This window comes from Cytobacillus praedii (assembly GCF_001439605.1).
Classification (GTDB): domain Bacteria; phylum Bacillota; class Bacilli; order Bacillales; family Cytobacillaceae; genus Cytobacillus; species Cytobacillus praedii.
This window is the reverse complement of sequence record NZ_LMBX01000003.1, coordinates 126541-151089: the sequence shown is the minus strand read 5'-3', so window position 1 is coordinate 151089 and position 24549 is coordinate 126541. Positions and strand designations below refer to the sequence as shown.

The window sequence follows — 24549 nt, the reverse complement described above, 5'->3', positions numbered from 1 at the left end:
TTAGTCTTCCTTTTACTATATCAAAAATGCAGGCGATTACACGCCTGCATCCTTGAGCCTTCCTTATTTTTGAGCAGCTGTTTCCATTTCTTTTTTTCGAAGCTCTATCCGACGGATTTTACCTGATGTTGTCTTAGGGAGCTCAGGTAAAAACTCAATTTTACGCGGGTATTTATATGGTGCTGTAAGCTCCTTGACATGATCCTGCAAATTCTTAATTAGATTAGGATCTTTTTCATCTACCCCTTCACGCAATACAATAAAGGCCTTAACAATATAGCCCCTCACTTCATCAGGGCTCGCAACAACTGCACATTCCTTAACAGAAGGATGTTTAACTAGAGCATCTTCCACTTCAAACGGGCCAATCGTATAGCCTGAGCTAATGATAATATCGTCTCCTCGGCCTTCAAACCAGAAGTAGCCCTCCTCATCCATTTTTGCTTTGTCACCGGTTACGTAATAATCCCCGCGGAATTGCATCGCTGTTCTTTCAGGATCTTTGTAGTAGTTTTTGAATAAAGCCGGTGTTTCAATATGTACGGCAATATCACCTACTTCATTTACACCGCATGGCTTTCCATCTTCATTAATAATTTCTACACGATTACCTGGAGTCGGCATGCCCATAGAACCAGGTTTGAGCGCCATTCCTTTTGTCACACCAACGAGCAATGTATTTTCCGTTTGTCCATATCCGTCTCGAACATCGACATTGAAATTCTTCTTGAAAATATCAATAACCTTACGATTTAGCGGCTCACCTGCAGATACTGCACTGCGTAGATTAGGCAGTTTATATTCATGAAGATTATCTGCCTTAGCCATAATGCGGTACTCTGTCGGTGTACAGCACAGAACATTCACATTGTATTTCCCTAGAAGCTGTAAATATTTCTCAGGCTCAAATTTGCCATTATACACGAACCCAGTTGCACCCGAACCAAGGACAGAAAGGAACGGACTCCATATCCATTTCTGCCAGCCCGGGCCAGCCGTTGCCCAAACTGTATCTCCTTCTTCAATGCATAACCAATTTGGAGCGGCTGTTCGAAGATGCGCAAATGCCCATCCATGCGTATGTACAACTCCTTTTGGGTTTCCGGTTGTACCTGACGTATAGGAAAGAAACGCCATATCATCTTGATTTGTATCTGCAATCGGAAACTCGTCAGCGGCATTAGCCATTTCACTAGTTAAATCAATCCAATTCTCCAATTGGCCGCCAATAACAAACTTCGGTAATTCTTGAGCTTCTTTTATTTGTGAAAATTGATCTACAAATGGATAGTAACTGATAATTCCTTTTACATCACCATGATTAATGCGATATTGAAGGTCTTTTGAGCGAAGCATCTCAGAACTCGGAATCACAACAAGTCCTGCCTTCAAAGCAGCAATATATACTTGGTAGGCTTCAATTAACCTCGGGATGATAACAAGAACAACATCCCCTTTTTCTAAACCATATTTCGCAAAAACATTGCTAATTTTATTTGCATTTTTTAATAATTCACGATATGTAACCTCTTTTTTCTCTCCCTGTTCATCTTCCCATCTGATTGCCAACCTGCCTGTATCTTCTGCATAACGCTCCATTTCAGCAACTAGATTATACTTTTCCGGTGCCAATAGATCTTCACGTTTCATCATATCTCCCCCTAAAAGTAAGTCGAACGGATGTCTATACAAAGATGATTGATCATTAAAAATTATTATACTAAATTATTTAAAAATTTAAAATTATTTATTTTCGTATAATATAGAAATTCATCATCGCCTTCGGAACAATCAAAATGCAAATGGTTCCTGCGAGGGTTACTCATCGGAGTTTTCCTCAACGCTTATCTCCTTGTCCTATTGCATCTTCGACACTAGAACGTCCCGTACGTTTGGGGTAGGCAATAAGGCTAGACAACGTAAATAAGGAGCAGGAAATGAATCCTGCTCCTTGTAGCCATATTATTTATTTTTTTAAATTATCGTCCAAAGCCAGCTAATTGTTGTTGAGCTGTTTGAACTAAACGCTTCGTAATTTCTCCACCAACTGAACCGTTAGCACGAGAAGTAGTTTCTGCACCTAAGTTAACACCAAACTCAGAAGCAATTTCGTATTTCATTTGATCTAAAGCTTGTTGTACACCAGGAACTAAAAGTTGATTTGAGTTGCTGTTGTTGTTTGCCATGTGATGTTCACCTCCTTGTGAGTATAGAATGTGTAAAATCACATGGCCATATTCAAATATTTACTGGTAATTAATGCTTGAAAAACCAGAGCGAGCCAGTAGAAACTTTATTAAAATAAATCTCCAAACTCGTCTTGCTCAGCAGCCTTTGGGGTAATTGCTATTGTTTCTGTATTTTCAACAGCTTTGCTGATGAGCGGCTCGAACTCAATATAACTCTCAAAGTATTGAACCTTTTCTTTTTTTGGTTTTGTTTTTGGTGATGCTGGAACAAATACCGTACAGCAATCTTCGTATGGGAGATTGGAAATCTCGAAGGTATCAATAGCTCTGGAAATGTCAATGATTTCTGATTTATCCATTGTAATTAACGGCCTTAAAATCGGTGTATTTGTTACATCATTAATTGCATACATGCTTTCAAGTGTTTGGCTGGCAACTTGTCCAAGACTTTCACCAGTAATAATTGCTAATCCATCATTTTTTCTTCTAATTTCATCTGTGATCCGAAGCATTAACCTTCTTGTTGTTGTCATCGAATAATTTTCAGGTACTTGCTTGGCGATAAGCTGTTGAATTTCAGTAAAAGGAATAATATGAAGCTTCACAGACCCGCTTATATTTGCCAGCTTTTCTGTTAAGTCGATTACCTTCTGTTTAGAACGATCACTTGTAAAAGGCGGGCTATAAAAATGTACTGCTTCAATTTCTACTCCTCTTTTCATAGATAGAAATCCTGCAACTGGGCTATCAATTCCACCGGATAGCATAAGCATGCCTTTTCCGCTTGAGCCTACCGGGAGTCCGCCAGCACCAGGAATATTTTCACATGAGAAGTAAACTGCTTTTTCTCTAATTTCGATTTGAAGATTGATATCTGGTTTTTTCACATCTACCTTTAATTCAGGGATATTTTTCAACAAATGAGCGCCAAATATTTGATTGATTTCATTCGTATCTAAATAATAGGTTTTATCTGATCTTTTTGTCGTAATTTTGAATGTTTCTCCTGCCTGATGGATCTTTTTAAACAAATCGAGAGCAGCATTTTTCATATTTTCAAGCTCTTTATCCGTTTTAATTGCCGGACTAAATGATTGAATACCAAAGACATTCTTCAGCAGCTCAATAATTTCAAGTCCGTCTTCTCCATTTAAAAGAATAAACATTCTCTCTCTGTCCGCTTCAATGTTAATCTTTTCAAAGTTTCGTAAAACTCGTTTAATATTCCGTTTTAATTTATGGATAAATACTTTTCTATTTTTTCCTTTTGTCGATAGTTCTCCATAACGAATAAGAATACGATCATAATTCATATTAATTCATAACCTTTCTTAGCCTAGTAACAGCTTCATTTACCGATTCAATAAACTGGGTTGCTTCTTCCATCGTATTCTCATAGGATAGGCTAACCCGAATGGAACTAAGTGCCTCCTCTTCAGGAACACCCATTGCTAGCAGTGTACTGCTCGGCTTTTTAATTTTAGAAGAACATGCACTGGTTGTTGAAACATAAATCCCCTTTTCTTCTAGTGCATGAACGAACACTTCTGCTTTAAAATCATGTATAGAAAAATTGATAATATGTGGTGCGCAATGAAGAACAGGTGTATGAATCTTAATCCCGTCTATTTTCTCCAATCCTATCCGAATACAATCTTTTATTTTCCTCATTTCAGCTACACTATTTTCCTGTCTTTGCAATGTTAATCTTAACGCTTTTGCCATTGCAACAATCCCTGCTACATTTTCAGTCCCGCTTCTTTGCCGCCACTCTTGTCCTCCACCAGAAAATAAAGGAGAAATCTTTACACCCTGACGAATAAAAAGTGCGCCCGTCCCTTTCAATCCATGAAATTTATGACCGGAAATTGTACATAAATCGATTTGACAGTCATGGAAATGAAGAGGGACCTTTCCAATCCCTTGAACATAATCCACATGAAATAAGATCTTGGAATATTTCTTTATCAATTGACCAATCTCTTTAATTGGCTGAATGGATCCTGTTTCATTATTCACATGCATAACAGAGACTAAAATGGTTTCCTCTGAGATTGCCTTTTCAATATCGGTTACACTTACCGTCCCATCGCTGTCTACTGGAATATAAGTAATTTGAAATCCTAAATCTCTTAGCTGTTCCATCGATTCTTTAACAGAAGGATGTTCGATTTCTGTCGTTATAATATGACGGCCTCTCCCCCTATACATTAGGGCTGTTCCTTTAATTGCTATATTATTACTCTCAGTCCCACCTGAAGTGAAGAGAATTTCTTTTGTTTGAACCTTTAAAAGCTTAGCGATTTGTTCCCTTGCCTGCGAAAGGAGCTTTTCTGCATTTCCTCCAAGACCATGTAAGGATGAGGGATTTCCGAAATATTCTGTTGATACTTTGTTAAATGACTCCAATACTTCTCGATATGGTTTGGTTGTTGCACTATTATCCAAGTAGATCATTGTTTTCTCCTTCCATCCAAAACGTATTGCCAACTTTAAATCATACCACAAATATTTCAGTAATTACATTTTTAAATTTCTCAAATACTAAATAAAATTGAACTAAGAAAAGGATTTTTTATTATATAATTTTACCCATTTACAGAATTAACAAAGAAATTAGTATTAAATAAAAATTCAATAAAACCTTTATTTTCGGGAATAATTATACTAGAATAAGTAAGGAAAATTGCCTAGTATTATTATCTCAATATATTTAAAATTAAGACTTTGATAATATTCGACAATTTTTTTAACAACTGTGTTACTATGTAAAATGTTCAAAATATTTAGGGTACTGATTCAGGGGGATGAAGTATGAATTCAAATTTATCAACAAAGCAAATCATGGCCGTTGGGCTCATGTTATTTGCACTATTTTTCGGAGCAGGAAATATGATTTTCCCTCCATTTCTTGGACAAGACGCAGGTACACATGTGTGGACTGCAATTATTGGATTTTTAATCACTGGAGTGGGGCTGCCGTTATTAGCCATCATCGCCATTGCAAGAGTGGGTGATGTACAAACAATGGCTAGCAGAGTTCATCCAGTTTACGGAGTTATCTTTACAGTAATCATGTATTTGGTTATCGGTCCATTATTTGCGATTCCAAGAACTGGAACCGTTTCATATGAAATTGGTGTGATTCCATTTTTATCTGAAAGTGCTGTCAATAGTCCATGGCCTCTAATTATATTTTCGATTGTTTTCTTTGCTATCACAGCTTGGCTTGCAATGAATCCAACAAAATTAGTTGATACGATTGGAAAAATATTGACACCAGCACTACTGATTATCTTGGCATTAATCGTGATTAAGGCACTGATTACTCCATTAGGTGAGCCTCAAGCTCCTGTTGGTCCTTATGCTGATGGTGCTTTCTTTAAAGGGTTTATTGAAGGGTATTCAACAATGGATACAATCGCTGCCCTTGTATTCGGTATTATTGTTATTACTTCAATACAAGGTTTAGGGGTTTCAAATAAGAAATCAATTACGAAGATTTGTGTACAAGCTGGTTTAATCGCCGCTGCAGGCCTTGCACTTGTTTACCTTTCACTAGCATATATCGGTTCAACTGCACCAGATGCTATAGGAATTCAAGAAAATGGTGGCGCACTGCTTTCTAAAGCTGCTGATCATTTATTCGGATCATTCGGTTCAATAATTCTTGCACTAGCTATCGTTTTTGCTTGTTTAACAACGTCAATCGGTCTCGTTTCAGCATGTGCAACTTATTTTAATAAGCTTATGCCGCGTTTTTCTTATAAAACTATCGTTTTAATTTTCTCAATCTTTAGTATGATCATTGCTAATATTGGATTGACACAGCTAATTGCCTTTTCTGTGCCTGTTCTAGTTATTATTTATCCATTAGCAATTGTTTTAATCGTATTATCATTCTTTCATAACTTTTTCAAAGGTTATTCATTGGTTTACATTGTTGCATTAATTCCAACAGGGATAATTAGTATTATTGACGGATTAAAAGCTGCTGGCTTAAACATTTCTGCTTTAACTGATGCATTAGGCTTCTTGCCTTTATTTAATCAGGGAATCGGATGGGTTGTCCCAGCTATAATCGGTGCTTTAATCGGTTATTTTATCGCACTTGCGACTGGTAAATCAGCAAAGACTATACCTACTAATTAATTGTTCATTCCATAAAATAGGAGCAATTAGCTTGATTGCTCCTATTTCATAAAAAAAGGAAGAATATTTTTTTATAATTACAATTTACAGAATCTTCGCCTTAATATATAATCATAATAAATTTAGTATTCTTAAATAATTTTCATTTTAAATTGTCATAACATTTCGTCATTATTAACCTAGGAGGAAAAGCAATGAATATTAAAGTATCTCTCGAATTATTCCCTTAATTATATTATTAAGTATAATTCTATTATTATTTTGTTCTAAATTTTCATAAAATTATGTAAACGCAACAGGAGGAATAACAATGAATACAAATTTATCATTAAAGCAAATCATAGCAATTGGACTTATGTTATTCGCAATGTTTTTTGGTGCAGGGAACATGATATTCCCTCCATTTCTAGGTCAGGATGCCGGAACAAGTGTCTGGACTGCCATTTTTGGATTCCTAATCACTGGTGTTGGCTTGCCATTGCTAGGAGTAATTGCTATTGCAAAGGTTGGTGACTTAGAAACATTAGCCAATAGAGTACACCCTGTGTATGCTGTTATCTTTACAGTTGTTTTATTTCTAGTAATCGGACCGCTTTTCGCAATTCCACGTACAGGTACAGTTGCTTTTGAAATCGGTATATCTCCATTTTTATCTGAAGGATCAGCACCAAATGGATTAGGACTTTTAATATTTTCTATTGTATATTTTGGTATCTGTGCTTGGCTTTCTATGAATCCAACGAAGCTTGTTGATACAATTGGTAAGCTATTGACACCCGCATTATTAGCAGTTCTTGCATTATTCGTGATTAAAAGCTTTATTACGCCAATGGGTGAACCTAAAGCACCAGTTGGTCCTTATGCAGATGGTCCATTTTTCAAAGGATTTATTGAAGGGTATTTAACAATGGATGCCATCGCTTCTCTTGTATTCGGTGGAATGGTTATTGCTTCAATTAAAGGATTAGGCGTAACAAGTAAAAAATCAATATCAAAGCTATGTATAAAAGCTGCTTTAATTGCAGTAGCTGGTCTTGGACTTGTTTATTTATCTTTAGCTTACATCGGTTCTACAAGCCCAGATGCAATTGGTTTACATGAAAATGGAGGCTCACTTCTATCCGCTGCAGCAAACCACTTGTTCGGATCATTTGGAGCAATTGTTCTTGGATTAGCTATACTATTTGCTTGTTTGACAACAGCGATTGGATTAATCTCATCATGTGCGCAATATTTTAATAAGCTAATGCCCAAAGTTTCATACAAGTCATTTGTTCTTATTTTCTCACTATTCAGTGCAGTTATCGCAAATGCAGGTTTAACACAACTAATTAGTTTCTCCGTTCCAGTATTAGTATTTATCTATCCATTAGCAATTGTTTTAATCTTATTATCATTTGCTCATAATTTATTTAATGGTTATTCATTAGTTTATATTTGCGCTTTAATTCCAACAGGTCTAATCGGCCTTGTCGATGGTTTAAATGCTGCTGGATTGAATATCTCTGCAGTTACAGATGTATTAAGTGTTCTTCCATTCTTTAGTCAAGGCATCGGCTGGTTAGTTCCAGCAATCGTTGGTGCAATCGTCGGCTATTGTATCGCTCTTGCAGCTGGAGAATCAAAGAAAACTGTACCAACAAGCAACTAAGAGTAAACTTAAGGAATTGGTTAGCGCCAATTCCTTTTTTAATTGTCTGTTTTCCTAGACTTTGTTATCTATTCAAACATGGCTTCAGAAGCTAGCTTTGCTCTATGCCGCTCACTTTTTGCGGAGATGACTGTGGAATAGCTCTTGCCGGAGTCTTGCAACCTATCTTAACTAAGCCTTTTGAATAATGATAAACAATAAGAAAAGGTCCGCCAATATAGTTTTGGCGGACCTTTTCTTATTCTTCACTTATTAATTCTTCAATCCTTTTTATTGCTCCTGGATCAATTTCTTCTATTGAAGTTGCAGCTTGCTCTAAGGCAGCCCTGTAATCATACCCTCTAAATAAGCTTTCCGCTTCAAGCAGTCCTTTTTCTACAGAAGGATATCTGCTTCGATATCTATTCCCATATTGAATGACCTTTTCTACAAGAATGATCGTTTCAATCATTTCTTCTGTTGTGTTAACTACTTTGTCTACGGTTAACATAGCTACTTCTAAATACTGCTGAATTGTTTGGATATTTAGCGGCTGTTCCTCAAGCTTGGCAATTACATTTTCTATACTTTCCTTTGCATCTTGCATTAAGTATTGATAGTCCTGTGGCAAGCCTGGAACATTGCTTTTTGAAACAAGCCTTACCGTTTCAGCAATATTCTTTCTGAGTTCCTTAACTTTTTCACGGGCACTCATTTCATCTTTCCTAAGCATCTGGAGCTTCTCAGCGAATGAAGCATGTTCATCCTCAACTGCCTCAAGCTGACTTCTAATATCATCAAGTTCTGCTTTAAGGATAGAATGTGCAGTATTTTGACTGACAATTTTATGTTCAAGTACTTCGAACCTTTTAAAAAGCTGTGTTACTCTTTTTTCGAGCTGCGTTTGAACTTCAATATCCTTATCTGATACATGATAGCTTTGACGAATGATCTCAATCTCATTCTTCAATTGTTTATTAATTTCCCTGTTTGTAAACAGCATATTTCTAGTTACTTCATCTTGTTTGTCAATAAAGTGCCTTGAATGTACTTCCTCTTCAAGAAGATCGTATAATAAATCAATGCTATCCTTCACTTCACTGATTCCTTTTTGGACATCAGTAATTTCTGTCTGTTCAATTAATATTGCATAGTCCTTGATAGCGTCTTCTAATCTTTCTGTTTCTTTCTCTAACTGAATATGATCAAGAATAAATCCTTGCTCCAGCATGTCTTTATACCCATCTTTTAATTCTTTTAATTGTGCCGGAATTTTCGAGAAGCATTCAACCATAAAACCCGGTATGACTTCCATTTTCTCTTTTACTTGATCTAATTCTGCTTGAATGGTTAAAACGATTTCTCTTGCCTCTAAATAGTTACCGCTCTCTGTTTTTTCATTAAAGTCCTGAAACTTTGCAAATGAGTCATCTAATTGCTTTTCAAGCATATCTGCTGCTTTTCCATATGTATGACGGTGGGCAAGCAGTGTTTTTTTATTCTCACGATAGATGTCTTTTAGTTCTTCAATTTCCGTTCTATTTTTCTCCTCACTGCCTACGAGATCATTTAATTCATTTAATAATTTCTTTATATTCTCTTCAATTTCTGTTAAATACTTATCAATTTCTCTCTGTACTTGCTTTGCTTTATTAAAACGATATTTGTCGATAAATTCTTCTGCATCAAATAAATACTCTTCTACATTTGGCAATTGTGCTGTAACAATATCATCCCATTCAGTTCGCCAGCGCTCAAATAGCTCCTCTGTCTGACCTGTCATATTCAATTGCTTTACCTTTGACATTTCTTCGAGAACAGGGCGATTCACAATATCCATCTTCCATGCTTCAAGCCGATCAATTTCTTTAAAGTATTTTTTCTTTAATATAAATCCTGTTAAAAATAAGCCGATAAGAATGACGATAACGCCAATAATCCATTCCACTTTTTAAAGCCCCCTGTTCTGTTCCGAGCCAATATATGATGATCTATGTAAATATTTATTATCATGTTCAGTTCAATGTTTTTATGATACCATGTAAACGACATTTTTTGACTATTTATTTCATTTTTTTATCTAAATTATTGTGAAAAAGCATATTCACTTAAACATTTTATCCTTTTATTGTACAAATTTTCAAATATTTCACTTCGTTTTTATCAACTTATTTAAGGCAGGTGGAACGATCTATGATAAAAGATGGACATATCCATACACCATTTTGTCCACATGGCACAAAGGATGCATTAGAGGCATATGTAGAAAAAGCTTTGTCATTAGGTTTTCAAGAGATTTCTTTTACTGAGCATGCCCCATTGCCAGAAGGATTTATTGATCCTACTCCTGAACAGGACAGCTCTATGGATATTGAGCAGTTGGAAGATTATTTTGACAAGATTTACAAGGTTAAAGCTATTTACAGCGGAAAAATAAAAATTAATACGGGGCTGGAGGTTGATTTTATCGAAGGCTTCGAATTGGAGATTAAACAATTTCTTGACCGATACGGTAAATACCTGGATGATTCCATCCTCTCTGTACATTTTTTAAAATTTAGGAACAAATACGATTGCATTGACTATTCACCCAAACTTTTTGGCCAAATGGTCACTGAATACGGGAGCATTGAGGAAGTGTATCACGCTTACTTTAAAACATTGCTCCATTCTATTTATTGTGATTTAGGTCCATATAAACCTAAGAGAATCGGGCATATAACATTAGTGAAAAAATTCCAAAAAAAATATCCTGTACAAACAGCTTTTAAGAATGAATTAATAGAAATATTAAATGCTATCAAGTTTAAAGGCTATGAAATTGACTATAATGGTGCTGGCTTCTCCAAGCCCCTATGTAAAGAGGCATATCCACCTGACTGGGTGGCTGAAAAAGCAATAAAACTGAATATCCCTCTCGTATACGGTTCTGATGCACATCAAATGAAGGATCTGGGACAAGGCCTAAGCAGGATGCCATTGTGGAAGGGGAACCAGTAGCGGATTCCTTTTCCACATTTAATTCACAGCTAAATAGGCCTGTTCGTATTCACTTTGACACAGTACACCATCAATCCATTTATAGACCTCTATTATATATTTCTCAGCAAAATACCTTTCATTGGGACGGACATGAAGCACCTCATTCACATAATGTGTATTTAAAAAGGGCATATTCAAAAGACCTTTCAGCTGCAAAGTAATATAGTCAGGCATAGTATGGCGAAACTCCTTTGCCTTCATTCCTCGCTCAATCACTTTATTAATATAGAATCTTTCTTTCATTAAATAGGTGGACATAATCTCGCGTACAATTTGCGAATCCAGTGATATTTCACGCAAAATTAATCTCGTTAAATGAATATTTTCAAACTGATAAATCATTATGTTCTCCACTATTTTTTTTAAAGAAATGGCTGCTCCTTGTTCAAGGAATCCATATCCGTTTTCGATCTCCGTTACGTATCTTTCAAAAAAGATAGTGAAACAATGCTCGAGCAAACCGTGTTTGCTATCAAAATAGTAGGCAATATTAGCTGGATTTACCTTTGCTTTTTTGGCAATATCCCTAATAGACGTTCCATGATAACCGTTCACATTAAACAAATGAATTGATGCACGAACGATTGCTTCCTTGGCATTCCCTTTCATATAACCACCACTTTCAAATTTTGTCAGGGCTTTGATAATAATTAAGTAGCCATTTTATCGCAGGTTTGATCAACAATTTTTGTTATTATATAGACATTCTTGTTAAAATAGCCATTTCCTTTATATAGTTCTCGACAAAGTTTCACTTATTTCTTCTAGTTTTGCTATAATCTAATTAATATTTTTGGAAATTAGGTGATTTATTCATGTTCAATGTCGAAGTTTATAAAGGAACCCGTGAGGAAAATTACAATCTAGTCATCAAACAGCTTGCCGCACTACTAGAAGGCGAATCGAATCGAATTGCAAATTTAAGTAATGCATCTGCCCTTTTAAACCTATTTTTAGACCGGATCAATTGGGTGGGCTTTTATCTGCTCGAGGATAAGGAACTTGTACTAGGTCCCTTTCAAGGACTTCCAGCTTGCGTTAGAATACCTATTGGCAGGGGAGTTTGCGGAACTTCAGCCAAATTAACCGAAACGGTTCGTGTGGAGGATGTAAATCTATTCCCAGGACACATCGCTTGTGATGCTGCATCACAATCAGAGATTGTTATTCCACTTATGAAAGATGGCCAGTTGATCGGCGTGTTAGATATTGATTCACCAGAAAAAAACCGTTTCGACGAGCTTGATCAGCAGAAATTAGAAGAGTTTGTTGATGTTTTAATAAAGTTTTTATAGATTCCTTTCTCCAGTAAAACTAAGGCATTCGCCACTTCTTTTGGCAAATGCCTTTTTCTTATGCATTTAGAATGTATGGATATATATCTGATTAGCCAAAAGAGGCAATGATTTTTAATCAATGCTCCCCTCTCTGATTAGATCTTAGTTAATGCTTGCTCCAGATCGTTGCGAATATCCTCCCAAGACTCCAATCCAACGGATAATCTGAGCAGCGTATCATCAATTCCCATTATTTCTCTGGATTCTTTCGGTACTACTGCATGTGTCATCGTTGCAGGATGCTGAATTAATGTTTCTGCATCTCCAAGACTGACAGCAATTTTGATAAGCTTAAGTTCATCCATGAGTGCTTGTGCTGTTGCTTTATTTCCGTTTAACGTAAAGGAAATTAAGCCACCAGGTTTCCTCATTTGCTTTTGTGCAATCGAAAAATCAGGATTTTGTTTATCACCAGGATAAAATACGTTGGCTACCTTCGGATGGCTTATTAGAAAATCAGCTAACTTTTCAGCATTTTCACAATGGCGGTCCATTCTTACCGCCAGCGTTTTTAGCCCACGCAATAAAAGCCAGGCATCGAACGGAGAAATGACACCACCGATATCCTTCTGTGTCGTCAATGCTATTTTCCTAATGAATTCATTTTTTCCAACAGCAATGCCTGCGATCACATCGCCATGGCCGCATATATATTTTGTCGCACTATGGATTACAACATCACATCCAAGGGTAATCGGGTTTTGCAGGTATGGGGAACAGAAGGTATTATCCACTACAACCGGAATCCCTTTTTCTTTTCCAACTTCCGCAATCATTTGTAAATCTACTAGTCTCATTGTAGGGTTAATGGGGGTTTCAACATAAATGCAAACAGTTTCTGAACGAATCGCTTGTAGTAATTGTTCTCTTGACTCCATAGCTGAAAAATCATGGCTAATTTTATATTTTTCATTCATAAGCTCTAATAGGCCAAAAGTGCATCCATATACCCCTTGGGAGCATAAAATATGATCGCCTGTTTTCGTTAATCCAAGCAGGATGGCTGAGGCAGCTGCCATCCCAGAACTAAACGCTAGAGCTGCTTCCCCATTTTCCAAAGAAGCCATTCTTTCCTCAAGCATGGTCACGGTTGGATTACCAAGTCTAGAATAAATATAGCCTTCCTCATCTCCAGCAAAACGTCTTTCTCCTTGCTCTGCTGTTTCGAATGTAAAGGTTGATGTTTGAAAAATGGGCGGTGCTAAGCTTCCACTATATTTTTCCGAATTATATCCTTCATGAATAACTTTTGTTTCAATTTTTATAGGATTCCTTTCTGGCATGATTTCCATCCTCCTCTTTGTAAACGCTTTCAATTATTTATAAAAAAATATTTACATATCTATCATATGATAATTTCAACTATTCGGAAAGTTATTTATTAGAACAAATGAGCAAGTATATAAATCCCCCCTATCAGTCACAAGCCACCCTCTCGGAAAAGTTGTCCATTACCTTTCGAAAGGTCTGATCAATTTGCGGAGCATCAATTTGACAAGCTGGTGACTCATTGGGATAAGTTGCTCCCCCCAAAAAGTTGCTGCTTATAAGAGAAGCCTTGTAAATCTGCCCAAGCATGCCTTATGGGGATAGATTTAACGTTACACAGTAACCACATCGTCCAATTATTTTTTTATACAATAAAAAAGGCCAACCGCTTTTAGAGCGATTGACCCAGTCTTATTTACTGCGTTCTTCATATTCTTGAACAACAACCTTGTTTTTCCCAGTTTGCTTTGCTATATAGAGCGCTTTATCTGCACGCTTGAATAATGTTGGATACGAATCATGGCGTCCTCTATTCCAATGTGAAACGCCACATGAAATCGTCACTTGTGGCTCCGTTCGTTCAGATACTCTTTTTACAAGCCTTTCTGCTATGACTAGGCCAGCAGTCAAAGATACACCAGGCAAATAAATTGCCAGCTCTTCGCCTCCCCACCTTGCACCGATATCAGAACCTCTTATGTTTGCATTGATGAGGTCAGCAACCTGAATAATTACATCATCACCCACTTGATGGCCAAATGTATCATTTATTAATTTGAAATTGTCAATATCAATCATCATAAATGTTCCTTCATGGTCTTCATTCATGGATTGGTGAATTTTATCATCTAAATAGCTTCGAGAATATAATTTTGTTAAGTGGTCAGTGACAACCATTTTTTCAAGTTCTTCTCTTAGTATTGAATTAGTGAATGCAAGTGTAGAATGATGTACAAGTGATTGCAGCAATTTAAACGTTTCAAACGAGAAATGATATGATGAATGATGCATTACTAGCGCTATCCCCTTCAGCACGCCTGACTGAGTCATTGGGACCGCCATAATTGACTTGTAGCATGCAGATATACCTTCGCCTTCTAGATTGAAATCCCCTATAAAAAGAGCTTCTTCATCAACTTCTACTTTGCCTTTTATAAAATCAATATAAGGTCTCGCTTCTGTCTGCTGAAAAAATTCAGTACTTCCTTGCAATACTTTTACTTCTTTATCATTCTTCGAAAACAATATAAATCCGACTTCTTCCGCATTGAATGATTGAATAATCTGTTCAGTAATATATGCCATGGTCTCAGTTAAACGTAAATTAGAGTTTAGCCGATGGGAGGTTTCATTAATTAACTGAAGATCCTTAATTAATCGCTTAGACTGCTGGTAAAGCTGCGCATTTTCGAGTGCTGTTCCTGCTGTATTTGCTAATAAGGTGATGAACTCAATCTCATTTGTCGGAAAGACAATCGTATTCGGTGCAATCACTTGCAGCACTCCATATACTCCCTGCTTTCCTTTTAGAGGTGCATACAGCACCGACCTTTTTTCTTGGAGGGAATCTTCAAATTGAGGGACACCTGTTACATATGCCTGCATGGCAGCAATGTTTTCACTATCATATTCTAAATCTTTAATCGGCAAATCTTCTAGCTTATTATTATCATGCGATAGGAGCAGATAATAAGTAAAGGTTGGGTACATTTCCTGTAACGTGGAAATAATCTCTCCCAATACGTCATCCATATTCATGGAGGAATGGAATTTCTCTGTTACTCGATACAGCTGTTTATATCTTTTTTCTTCTAAAATTGTTTTTACAAAATATCGTGCAGTATTCAAAAATCGCGTACACTCTTCACTTATTATTTCAAGGACTCCATCAGAAAATTGGCTGAATGTTTCTTTATCACCTTTTAGCGCAATACAGCCCTGATTCATTTTTAATAGCAGAATGAGATTATAATCTTCAAATCCAGGAAGCACCTGTCTTATGACTGTTTTTTGGCAATTTAAATCAGATAAGGAAGGTGGAATAACAGATGGCTTTTTATCTATAATTGTTGATGCTTCCATTAACAATTGCTTGTTCCACTCATTCATGCTGAAAAAAGTAACATCCGCTGCTCCTGTTAACTCCTTAATCAAATGAAGCATGGAATTTAAAATTTCATCAAAATGTAATAAGCCATTTTCTATATCCATGATATCTAAAAAATGACTTTTTAATTTCATTATCAATTTTTGTTCAAGCTGTTCCATCTTTAATCATCACCTATTAGTAATAACTATTCCCTATTTCTACGAAACTAAATTGCATATTCTTACATATTCATTATATATTTATTTATCAGAAATTTCTCGCATGTTTTTTGTCTATTTCGGATCAATCGCAGCTATTTTTATATTTCTCTTTGTAACGACAAGCCATACTGATCCATCATAGGATAAAGAAAATAATCCTGTTGGCTTCTCACCTTTCTCTAAAACAATAGATTGGTCGCTATTTATAGTTAAAATGGCTGTTTTATCATCAAAACTGTAAGGAGAGTCAGAAGAAGAATTAGTTATTCTGTATTTAGGCGTTCTTTCTTCTTCATGTAAACTTTGTGAATAATACGTCCATTTCTTATTTGCTTTAACCCAGATTCCTTCATTAGTTCTATCAGGCGAGATTTGTTCAGGAGCCTCTTCTAATTCAATTACATGCAGCGTATTAAATTTATACCTATTCGTTCTTTCAATTTCATAGGCAGCTAAAATATGTTTGCTGTTTCGATATTCGTAAAGGACAATAACTGGATTATCATTCATATCCTCACTCTTCTTTAGAACAAGAGCTAAAGGTGAATGATCTTTATCTTTTACTAGATCTTGATTTTCCCCTATTTCAAAGCGATATAAAAACCCGCAAATAACTAAAAAAATAAAAAAACCGATTAATACCAACCGGATACGTTTTTCTTTCAACGATTCTTTCATATAAATCCACTCTTTATTATCAGTTCAAATCTATTGTTATTATATCATATTTAAAGAAGGGAATAGTAAAAAAGTTTGATATTCACTTTTATACATGAGGAAATTCACCTTGACTTTTATCCATAAATAATTATATAATACTCTTTGTGTAAAATATTGCAGCCTATGTGAGCGCCTTGATGCTCTCATTTTGTTCCTCAATCGGTTATCCGAGGATGGGGTACTGCGTAACTCCCTGCTGCTGGAGCGAAGGTACATGAAAACAAAATGGACATGATTGTTGCGTGCATCTGTTTTTATTTTACAAAATAAAAACATTAAAGGAGGAGTCATTCATGGCTCGTTATACTGGCCCAAGCTGGAAATTATCACGTCGTCTTGGTATTTCACTAAGTGGTACTGGTAAAGAATTAGAAAAGCGTCCTTACGCTCCTGGACAACATGGTCCAAACCAACGTAAAAAATTATCTGAGTACGGTTTACAATTACAAGAGAAGCAAAAGCTTCGTCATATGTATGGTGTAAATGAGCGCCAATTCCGTAACTTATTTGATAAAGCTGGCAAAATGGCTGGTAAACACGGTGAAAACTTCATGATTCTTTTAGAATCACGTCTTGACAACGTTGTTTATCGTTTAGGTCTTGCTCGTACTCGCCGCCAAGCTCGTCAAATTGTTAACCACGGACACATTATGGTTGATGGACGTCGTGTTGATATCCCATCATACCGTGTAGCACCTGGTCAAACTATTACACTTCGTGAAAAGTCTCGCAACCTTGACATCGTTAAAGAAGCAATCGAAGTTAACAACTTCGTTCCTGACTTCGTAACTTTCGATGCTGATAAATTAGAAGGAACTTTCACTCGCTTACCTGAGCGTTCTGAACTTCCTGCTGAAATTAACGAATCACTAATCGTAGAATTCTATTCTCGTTAATAGACTTTCTAAAGGACCTGCCATTATCGGTGGGTTCTTTTTTTGTTATTGGCACTGTTATTATTCATTGTTGATTTTCGTGAATGAATGAGTATCCATAGACGGAGAATTTCCGGCTAATATATAAAGAGGAAGCTTAAAAAGCAGATATAAGCGGAAATATTCCGATTAACTGCTCTAAATAAGTCAAAATCCAACGATTTGGATACTATAAACGGAAAAACTCCCTTTATTTTTAAGGAAATATCGTTATTTCCAAATATAAGCGGAAATTTTCCGTTTATATTTCTAACACAGTGCAATCAACACTCAGTTTTAACAGAACCTCAATAATAAAAAAGCCCTCCATAAAAGGAGGACTTTTCTAATTAGTATCTAATTAAGAAGTATTTCTTCTTCCCGCGTCGAATAACAGTAAATTGCCCCTCAATCCGATCCTTTTCAGAAAGATTATATTCTACTTCTGTAACACGCTCGCCATTTACATACACAGCACCATTTCCAACATCTTCACGCGCTTGGCGTTTAGAAGGCGAAATTTTAGCTTCAACGAGCAGATCAACAATATTTACATCGCCTGTCGTATGTTCATAAGACGGAACATCTTTAAAGCCTTGTTTAATTTCTGCTGCTGTAAGATTTTTAATGTCTCCGCTGAAAAGTGCCTCAGAAATTTTAATCGCTTGATTTAATGCATCTTCCCCATGAATTAAACGAGTCATTTCCTCTGCAAGTGCCTTTTGAGCTTTACGGAGATGTGCCTCTTCTTGAACAGATCGTTCAAGTGCTTCAATTTCCTCTCTTGATAGGAATGTGAAGTATTTTAAGTATTTAATTACATCGGCATCAGCAGCGTTGATCCAGAATTGGTAGAATTCGTATGGCGTTGTTTTCTCCGGATCCAGCCAAACTGCCCCACTTTCCGTCTTGCCAAATTTCGTTCCATCCGCTTTTGTAACCAGCGGGATTGTCATTCCATATGCCTTCGAGCCCTCACCAACCATTTTACGGATAAGTTCTAATCCAGTTGTAATATTCCCCCATTGATCACTGCCGCCAATTTGCAATTTACACTGATGATTCTCATATAGATGCTTGAAGTCCATTCCTTGCATAATCGTGTAAGCAAATTCTGTAAAAGAGATTCCCGTTTCTAAACGGCTCGCTATCGTGTCCTTTGCCAGCATATAATTAATTCCAATATGCTTCCCGTAATCCCTTAGGAATGTAATCATATTCATCTCTGATGTCCAATCATAGTTATTTACCATGATCGCTCCATTTTCACCGTCAAAGTCAAAGATTGTTTTCAACTGTTTAGTTAGACATTCAACATTATGCTGAACAGTTTCAACCGTTTGCAAAGTTCTTTCTTCTGTTGCTTTTGGGTCACCAATTAATCCTGTTGCACCGCCAACAAGAACAATTGGGCGATGGCCATGGTTTTGAAATCTTCTTAATGTAAGGAATGGCAGCAAGTGGCCAATATGCATACTATCACCAGTTGGATCCATTCCGCAATATAATGAAATTTTCTCCTTTTCAAGCGTTTCTTTCATTCCTTCTGCATCTGTTTGCTGGTAGACAATGCCTCTCCACTGCAAATCTTCAAGTAAATTCATGTCATGTACCTCCTCTAATATTTTCCTAACATTGCTGTGAATTAAAACATAATAGGTAGAAGCTGATTTTTTTGCAAAACAGTATCGTCTGCTAAAGCAAAAATTTCCTTAAAAAGGAGCTTTCCTAAAAACAAAAAAACGCCCCTGCATAAATGCAGGGACGCATATTTATTTGCGCGGTACCACCCAAATTGAGGACAAATAAATCCTCCACTCTTACACGATAACGGATAACCGTTCACTGCTACTATTACAATGCAAATTGACAGTGAAAGCTCAGGGAGGTAATTCATCCTTCTACATGTACTGACTCGCAGCAGCCGTCAGCTTTCTGAAACAGAGATAGAAGCACTACTTGGGATCCCGTCAATGCTTATAAAATATTTTTTTAGGATATAGCATCATTTTTATCATATATAGCAAACAAATGTCAACAAGTGAAATTATGAAATATTTCTTTAAATATTGAAACTTAATACACATTTCAATCGACAAACAAAAAGAAGGGAATTTCTGAAAAAAAGCGAACCTTGTCATAATAGTATGCCAGTTTATGCTATAATGTATGTGATTTTAGGGGGATGATTGAATGAAAGAAAACCGGAACCTTTTGGATAAATTGAAATCATGGCTTTCTATTTTTACAAATAAAAAAACAACAAAGGGTGCAAGCATTACCTTCCAAGTAACATGGAATCTTGTCTTGTTATTTATTATTTTAATCGTTCTTGGGGGATCGTTTGCTGGCGGCGTTGGTGCTGGCTATTTTGCTTCTCTAGTGAAAGATGAGCAAATACGGCCATATGAAAACATGAAAAAGGATATTTATAACTATGAAGAAACATCCGAATTATATTTTTCTGAAAATGTATACCTCGGTAAGCTTCGAACCGATTTAGAGCGTGAAGAAGTCAAACTAGAAGATGTTTCCCAGCACGTCATAGATGCTGTTATTGCAACAGAAGATGAATATTTTTATGAGCATGACGGTGTTGTTCCTAAAGCGATTATGCGTGCTATTTTCCAGGAAGTAACCAATTCATCCGTCCAATCTGGCGGAAGTACACTGACACAGCAGTTAATTAAAAACCAATTGCTGACAAATGAAGTTTCTTTTGAACGAAAGGCAAAAGAAATATTGCTTGCTCTTCGTCTTGAAAAATTCTTTGATAAGAAAGAAATTTTAGAAGCCTACTTAAATGTTTCAACATTCGGAAGAAACTCCTCTGGCAGAAACATTGCTGGTGTTCAGTCAGCAGCAAAAGGGTTATTTGGTGTGAATGCAAAGGAATTAAATCTTCCACAAGCTGCGTTTATTGCAGGTCTTCCTCAAAGCCCATTCGGTTATACCCCTTATACACAAGGTGGAGAGCTAAAGTCCCCCGAAGGGATGGAGCCAGGATTAACAAGGATGAAAACCGTTCTGCAAAGAATGTTTGATAATGGAAGAATAGATCAGAAACAATATAATGAGGCAGTTGCCTATGATATTAAGAAGGATTTCATCCCACGTGTTGAAAGTTCAGTTGAAAAATATCCATATTTAACAATGGAAATCGAAAAACGTGCAGCAGAAGTAATGTCACTTATTTTAGCGGAAAAAGATGGCTATGATGAAGTGGATTTAAAAGAGGATAGCGAGCTTAAAAATGAGTACAAAATTCTCGCTGACCGAAATTTAAGGCAGAACGGCTATCAAATTCATACGACGATAAATAAAGAAATATATGATGCCATGCAAGCTGCAAAGGATAGCTATCAATATTATGGCAGCGATAAAGTAGAAATTATCAAAGATCCTGAAACTGGAGAAAGCAAAGAAGTAATTGAACCTGTTCAGCTTGGTGCAGTTCTAATTGAAAACAGCACTGGGAAAATCCTTTCTTTTGTTGGCGGAAGAGATTATGAAGCAAAGCAGCTTAACCATGCTACAGATACAGAAAGACCAAACGGTTCAACAATGAAACCCTTAGTAGTTTACGCTCCCGCGATGGAGCTTGGTGCAGTCGCACCTGGAACAGTCATTCCTGACGTCCCAGTATACTTAAATCCTTCAAAGCCTGGTGTTCCTTATCCAACAAACTATGATAAGCGTTACAGTGGATTAGTATCTGCTCGCCATGCATTGAAGATGTCTTATAATGTGCCGGCCATGCTGACCTACAAAACAATTATGGATCAGCGCCCAGCCCAATATTTAGAAAAAATGGGATTCTCATCAGTGATTGAAAGTGATTATCATAATCCTTCTCTCGCTCTTGGAGGGATCACAAATGGTGTCACTGTTGAAGAAAACGTCAACGCTTTCGGAACATTTGCTAATAACGGAAAGTTCATTGATAGTTATATTATTGAAAAGATCGTTGATAATTCAGGAAATATCATTTATCAGCATGAGGTAAAGCCAGTAGAAGTATTTAGTCCTCAAACCGCTTGGTTAACGATTGATATGATGAGAGATGTTGTAAAAAGCGGGACGGCTAATTCGTTAAAAAGCCGATTGAAGTTCAGCTCAGATTGGGCTGGAAAGACTGGAACAGGTCAGGATTTAAAGGATACTTGGTTCGTAGCTGTAAACCCTAATGTAAGCTTCGGTGTCTGGACTGGATATGATACACCAAAAGCGTTAGAGCTTCGTTACAAAGGAATTCATCATAGCCCGCGGACCATCTATTTATGGGCACACTTAATGAACGCAGCTTACGATGTAGCTCCAGGAATTGTCGATCCTGAAGAACAATTCAAAATGCCTGGCGGGATCGTGCGCAGATCCTATTGTGCAGCATCTGGTCTTCTTCCTTCAGAGGCTTGTTCAAAAGCAGGCCTTGTTGAATCAGATTGGTATAACTCAAAATTTGTTCCTTCCGGCTCTGATAACAGCTTTGCAGATGGAAGATATGTTCAAATTGGGGAAAATCGCTATATGGCATTGGCGAGTACTCCTGAAGAGTTTACATCCTCTGGCGTTTTATTAAGTCCAAAGTACTTTGAGGATAAATATGGAATTCCAATTAAGGATACGACAAAATTAATACCTAAGTTAGACAGATGGGGAAATCTCCTTGTTGCAGAATCAAAGCTTTCGGAAAATGGAAAAAATCCTGGTGCACCAAGCATCAGCGGAAAAGATTCCCTTATTACCTGGAGCAAACATCCTGAAGGAGATGTAATCGGATACCGTGTCTACCAAAAGACAGAGGGCGGAGCAAAGAAAGTAAGCAGTATTTCCGCTGGGCATCCGTTATCATTTAGTGCATCAAATGGCGAATATTATGTAACTGCAGTAGATATTGCAGGAAAAGAATCTCCGCCATCCAATATCATCCAGCTTGGAAAACCACCAGAAAAAGAACAAGATGTAACTACACCTCCAGTAGAGGAAAAACCAAAGGATCCTCCTGGTGAAAGCGGGAATAAAAATTCTGATGGATCTGGTACTGCACCTGGTGATGGTGATGGAGATGGAAATGGAGATCATGAGGAAGGCACAGAACCTCCTCCTCCGAGTAACGAGTAATCGGTAAAGATAAATAAATGAAAAGAACCGCACCATATTGGTCGCGGTTCTTTTCATTTATTTACTTTTGATTAGTCTTCCATTGTCGATAGGTCGCCAGTCGGAAGATCTAGCTCCCATGCCTTTAATACCCGGCGCATAATCTTTCCACTTCTTGTTTTTGGCAGTTTATCACGAAATTCAATTTCGCGTGGTGCAGCATGTGCAGCAAGTCCTTTTTTCACAAATTGGCGAATATCCTCAATTAATTCCTCCGATGGTTCATGACCGTCCAGCAGCGCAATAAATGCTTTTATAATTTCTCCTCTTACAGGGTCAGGCTTGCCGATAACACCGGCCTCTGCAACAGCTGGATGCTCGAGCAGCTTGCTTTCTACTTCAAATGGGCCAACCCGCTCACCTGAAGTCATAATAACGTCATCTACCCGTCCCTGGAACCAGAAATAGCCTGCTTCATCCATATAGGCAGAATCACCAGAGACATACCAATCATCCGGCATGAAGTAAGATTCATACTTCTGTTTATTATTCCAGATCGTATGCATCATCGCTGGCCAGCCCTTTTTAATGGCTAAGTTCCCCATGCGATATGGAGGCAGCACATTTCCTTGATCATCCACAATTGCAGCAGCTACTCCAGGAATTGGTTTCCCCATCGACCCAGGTTTAACTTCCAAGCAAGGATAATTACAGATTAACAGCCCTCCCGTTTCTGTCATCCACCATGTATCATGAATTCTTAATTGGAAAACCTTCATCCCCCATTTAATAACCTCTGGGTTCAGTGGCTCCCCGACACTCACAACATGACGAAGAGTGCTCAGGTCGAATCTCTTAACAATCTCATCTCCAGCACCCATTAGCATTCTAAATGCAGTTGGTGCACTATACCATACAGAAACGCCATATTCTTCAATCATTTTATACCATGATTCCGGGTTAAATCTTCCTCCGATAATTACATTTGATGCTCCCGCTAACCATGGCCCAAACATCCCATAGGATGTGCCTGTAACCCAACCCGGATCGGCTGTGCACCAGTAAATATCATCCTCTTGTAAATCAAGCACCCATTTGGCTGTTTGATAATGCTGAATCATTGCATTATGAACATGAAGAACCCCTTTGGGCTTACCTGTGGAGCCAGAAGTATAATGAAGAATAAGACCATCTGTCCGCTCAACCCACTCGATTGAAAGCTTATTGCTTGCTTCCGCAGATCGTTTATTAAAATCTACATATGGTCCGTCCTCAACAATATTTTCTCCTACTAGGAAAATAGTTTTTAATGATGGAAGCTCATCGACAGGAACACGTTTTAATAGATCTGGTGTTGTAATCAGAACCTTTGCTTCACTATCCTCTAATCGATCACGTACGGCTCCCTCCATGAACGCTTCAAATAATGGCCCAACAATTGCACCAAGCTTTATTGCACCTAAAGCAGCGAAATACAGCTCTGGAGAGCGTGGCATAAAGATAAATACCCTATCACCTTTTTCAACATCTCCATATGCTTTCAAAGCATTTCCCGCTTTGTTCGAAAACTCCTTCATCTCTTTAAACGTATACTTTTCTTTCCTTAAGCCGTCCCTGAAATAAAGAGCAATCTTATTTTTTCTGTAGGTTTCAGCATGCCGGTCAATTGCCTCATAGGCCATATTCACAAGGCCCGTTTTATGCCAAGAAAATTCTTTCTCAACATCCTTCCAATCGAAGTTGTTGTACAATTCATCATAATTTTTAAGATTATAGTCCCCTTTAGTTGCTGGCAGCGCTTCCACTTTCATAAAAAATCCCCCTTTAAATAAAAAATAACTTCAGCCCTTCCCATTTCCTATGTAAGAAAGATTATTCAAGAGTAA

The 24549-nt window shown here is 37.1% G+C and carries 17 protein-coding genes and 1 other annotated feature; of the genes, 6 read left to right on the top strand and 11 right to left on the bottom strand.

All coding sequences use genetic code 11. From position 1 onward, the window contains the following. Positions 1 to 63 precede the first annotated feature (63 nt). From mbcS to ASU02_RS04330, 4 genes are all read right to left on the bottom strand, one after another. Entirely contained in the window at positions 64 to 1650 is a 1587-nt protein-coding gene (mbcS, locus tag ASU02_RS04345; RefSeq protein ID WP_057761383.1) for an acyl-CoA synthetase MbcS, read from the bottom strand. 329 nt (positions 1651 to 1979) lie between these two features. Beyond that, complete coding sequence (locus tag ASU02_RS04340) at positions 1980 to 2186, bottom strand: alpha/beta-type small acid-soluble spore protein (protein WP_057761381.1); 207 nt, start codon at positions 2184 to 2186, stop codon at positions 1980 to 1982. A gap of 110 nt (positions 2187 to 2296) precedes the next feature. Beyond that, a complete protein-coding gene (gene thiI / locus ASU02_RS04335; RefSeq protein WP_057761379.1) occupies positions 2297 to 3502 on the bottom strand; it encodes a tRNA uracil 4-sulfurtransferase ThiI in 1206 nt (401 codons plus the stop codon). 1 nt (position 3503) lies between these two features. After that, positions 3504 to 4646: a cysteine desulfurase family protein gene (locus tag ASU02_RS04330; RefSeq protein WP_057761377.1), complete on the bottom strand. Its 1143-nt coding sequence runs from the start codon at positions 4644 to 4646 to the stop codon at positions 3504 to 3506. A 357-nt stretch (positions 4647 to 5003) separates the two neighbouring features. Here ASU02_RS04330 and brnQ (ASU02_RS04325) point away from each other — a divergent pair, with 357 nt between their 5' ends. Both brnQ (ASU02_RS04325) and brnQ (ASU02_RS04320) read left to right on the top strand, forming a co-directional pair. Then, the gene (gene brnQ / locus ASU02_RS04325; protein ID WP_057761375.1) at positions 5004 to 6341 is read left to right on the top strand and encodes a branched-chain amino acid transport system II carrier protein; all 1338 of its coding nucleotides are present in this window, start codon (positions 5004 to 5006) and stop codon (positions 6339 to 6341) included. A gap of 310 nt (positions 6342 to 6651) precedes the next feature. Beyond that, on the top strand, positions 6652 to 7992 hold the full coding sequence (brnQ, locus tag ASU02_RS04320; RefSeq protein WP_057761373.1) for a branched-chain amino acid transport system II carrier protein: 1341 nt from the start codon (positions 6652 to 6654) through the stop codon (positions 7990 to 7992). 238 nt (positions 7993 to 8230) lie between these two features. Here brnQ (ASU02_RS04320) and ezrA read toward each other — a convergent pair whose 3' ends face one another. Continuing rightward, the gene (ezrA, locus tag ASU02_RS04315; protein WP_057761371.1) at positions 8231 to 9919 is read right to left on the bottom strand and encodes a septation ring formation regulator EzrA; all 1689 of its coding nucleotides are present in this window, start codon (positions 9917 to 9919) and stop codon (positions 8231 to 8233) included. A gap of 245 nt (positions 9920 to 10164) precedes the next feature. Between ezrA and hisJ the strand changes: the two genes are divergently transcribed. Next, positions 10165 to 10971, top strand: coding sequence for a histidinol-phosphatase HisJ (gene hisJ / locus ASU02_RS04310; RefSeq protein ID WP_057761368.1), 807 nt, complete (start codon positions 10165 to 10167; stop codon positions 10969 to 10971). A gap of 18 nt (positions 10972 to 10989) precedes the next feature. Here the strand turns inward: hisJ and refZ are convergent, their stop codons facing one another. Next, positions 10990 to 11622 (bottom strand): forespore capture DNA-binding protein RefZ, encoded by a 633-nt coding sequence (gene refZ, locus ASU02_RS04305; RefSeq protein ID WP_057761365.1) that lies wholly within the window; start codon positions 11620 to 11622, stop codon positions 10990 to 10992. A gap of 206 nt (positions 11623 to 11828) precedes the next feature. On the opposite strand from refZ, the gene ASU02_RS04300 reads away from it, so the two are divergent. Continuing rightward, positions 11829 to 12308: a GAF domain-containing protein gene (locus ASU02_RS04300; RefSeq protein WP_057761363.1), complete on the top strand. Its 480-nt coding sequence runs from the start codon at positions 11829 to 11831 to the stop codon at positions 12306 to 12308. Between the two features lie 137 nt (positions 12309 to 12445). Here ASU02_RS04300 and megL read toward each other — a convergent pair whose 3' ends face one another. The 3 genes from megL to ASU02_RS04285 form a co-directional block, all read right to left on the bottom strand. Next, positions 12446 to 13633, bottom strand: a complete 1188-nt coding sequence (gene megL, locus ASU02_RS04295) for a methionine gamma-lyase (protein WP_057761361.1) — start codon at positions 13631 to 13633, stop codon at positions 12446 to 12448. 397 nt (positions 13634 to 14030) lie between these two features. Continuing rightward, positions 14031 to 15887 (bottom strand): sensor domain-containing diguanylate cyclase, encoded by a 1857-nt coding sequence (locus ASU02_RS04290; protein ID WP_057761359.1) that lies wholly within the window; start codon positions 15885 to 15887, stop codon positions 14031 to 14033. A gap of 114 nt (positions 15888 to 16001) precedes the next feature. After that, positions 16002 to 16607, bottom strand: a complete 606-nt coding sequence (locus tag ASU02_RS04285) for a hypothetical protein (protein ID WP_057761352.1) — start codon at positions 16605 to 16607, stop codon at positions 16002 to 16004. Positions 16608 to 16942: 335 nt separating this feature from the next. On the opposite strand from ASU02_RS04285, the gene rpsD reads away from it, so the two are divergent. Further along, entirely contained in the window at positions 16943 to 17545 is a 603-nt protein-coding gene (rpsD, locus tag ASU02_RS04280; RefSeq protein ID WP_056686020.1) for a 30S ribosomal protein S4, read from the top strand. A gap of 368 nt (positions 17546 to 17913) precedes the next feature. On the opposite strand, the gene tyrS is transcribed toward rpsD, so the two are convergent. Beyond that, positions 17914 to 19167, bottom strand: coding sequence for a tyrosine--tRNA ligase (gene tyrS / locus ASU02_RS04275; RefSeq protein WP_057761350.1), 1254 nt, complete (start codon positions 19165 to 19167; stop codon positions 17914 to 17916). Between the two features lie 153 nt (positions 19168 to 19320). After that, positions 19321 to 19546 (bottom strand) — a binding site (T-box leader). Between the two features lie 210 nt (positions 19547 to 19756). Between tyrS and ASU02_RS04270 the strand changes: the two genes are divergently transcribed. Next, positions 19757 to 22684: a transglycosylase domain-containing protein gene (locus ASU02_RS04270; RefSeq protein WP_057761348.1), complete on the top strand. Its 2928-nt coding sequence runs from the start codon at positions 19757 to 19759 to the stop codon at positions 22682 to 22684. 71 nt (positions 22685 to 22755) lie between these two features. On the opposite strand, the gene acsA is transcribed toward ASU02_RS04270, so the two are convergent. After that, the gene (gene acsA / locus ASU02_RS04265; protein WP_057761346.1) at positions 22756 to 24474 is read right to left on the bottom strand and encodes an acetate--CoA ligase; all 1719 of its coding nucleotides are present in this window, start codon (positions 24472 to 24474) and stop codon (positions 22756 to 22758) included. Between the last annotated feature and the right edge of the window lie 75 nt (positions 24475 to 24549).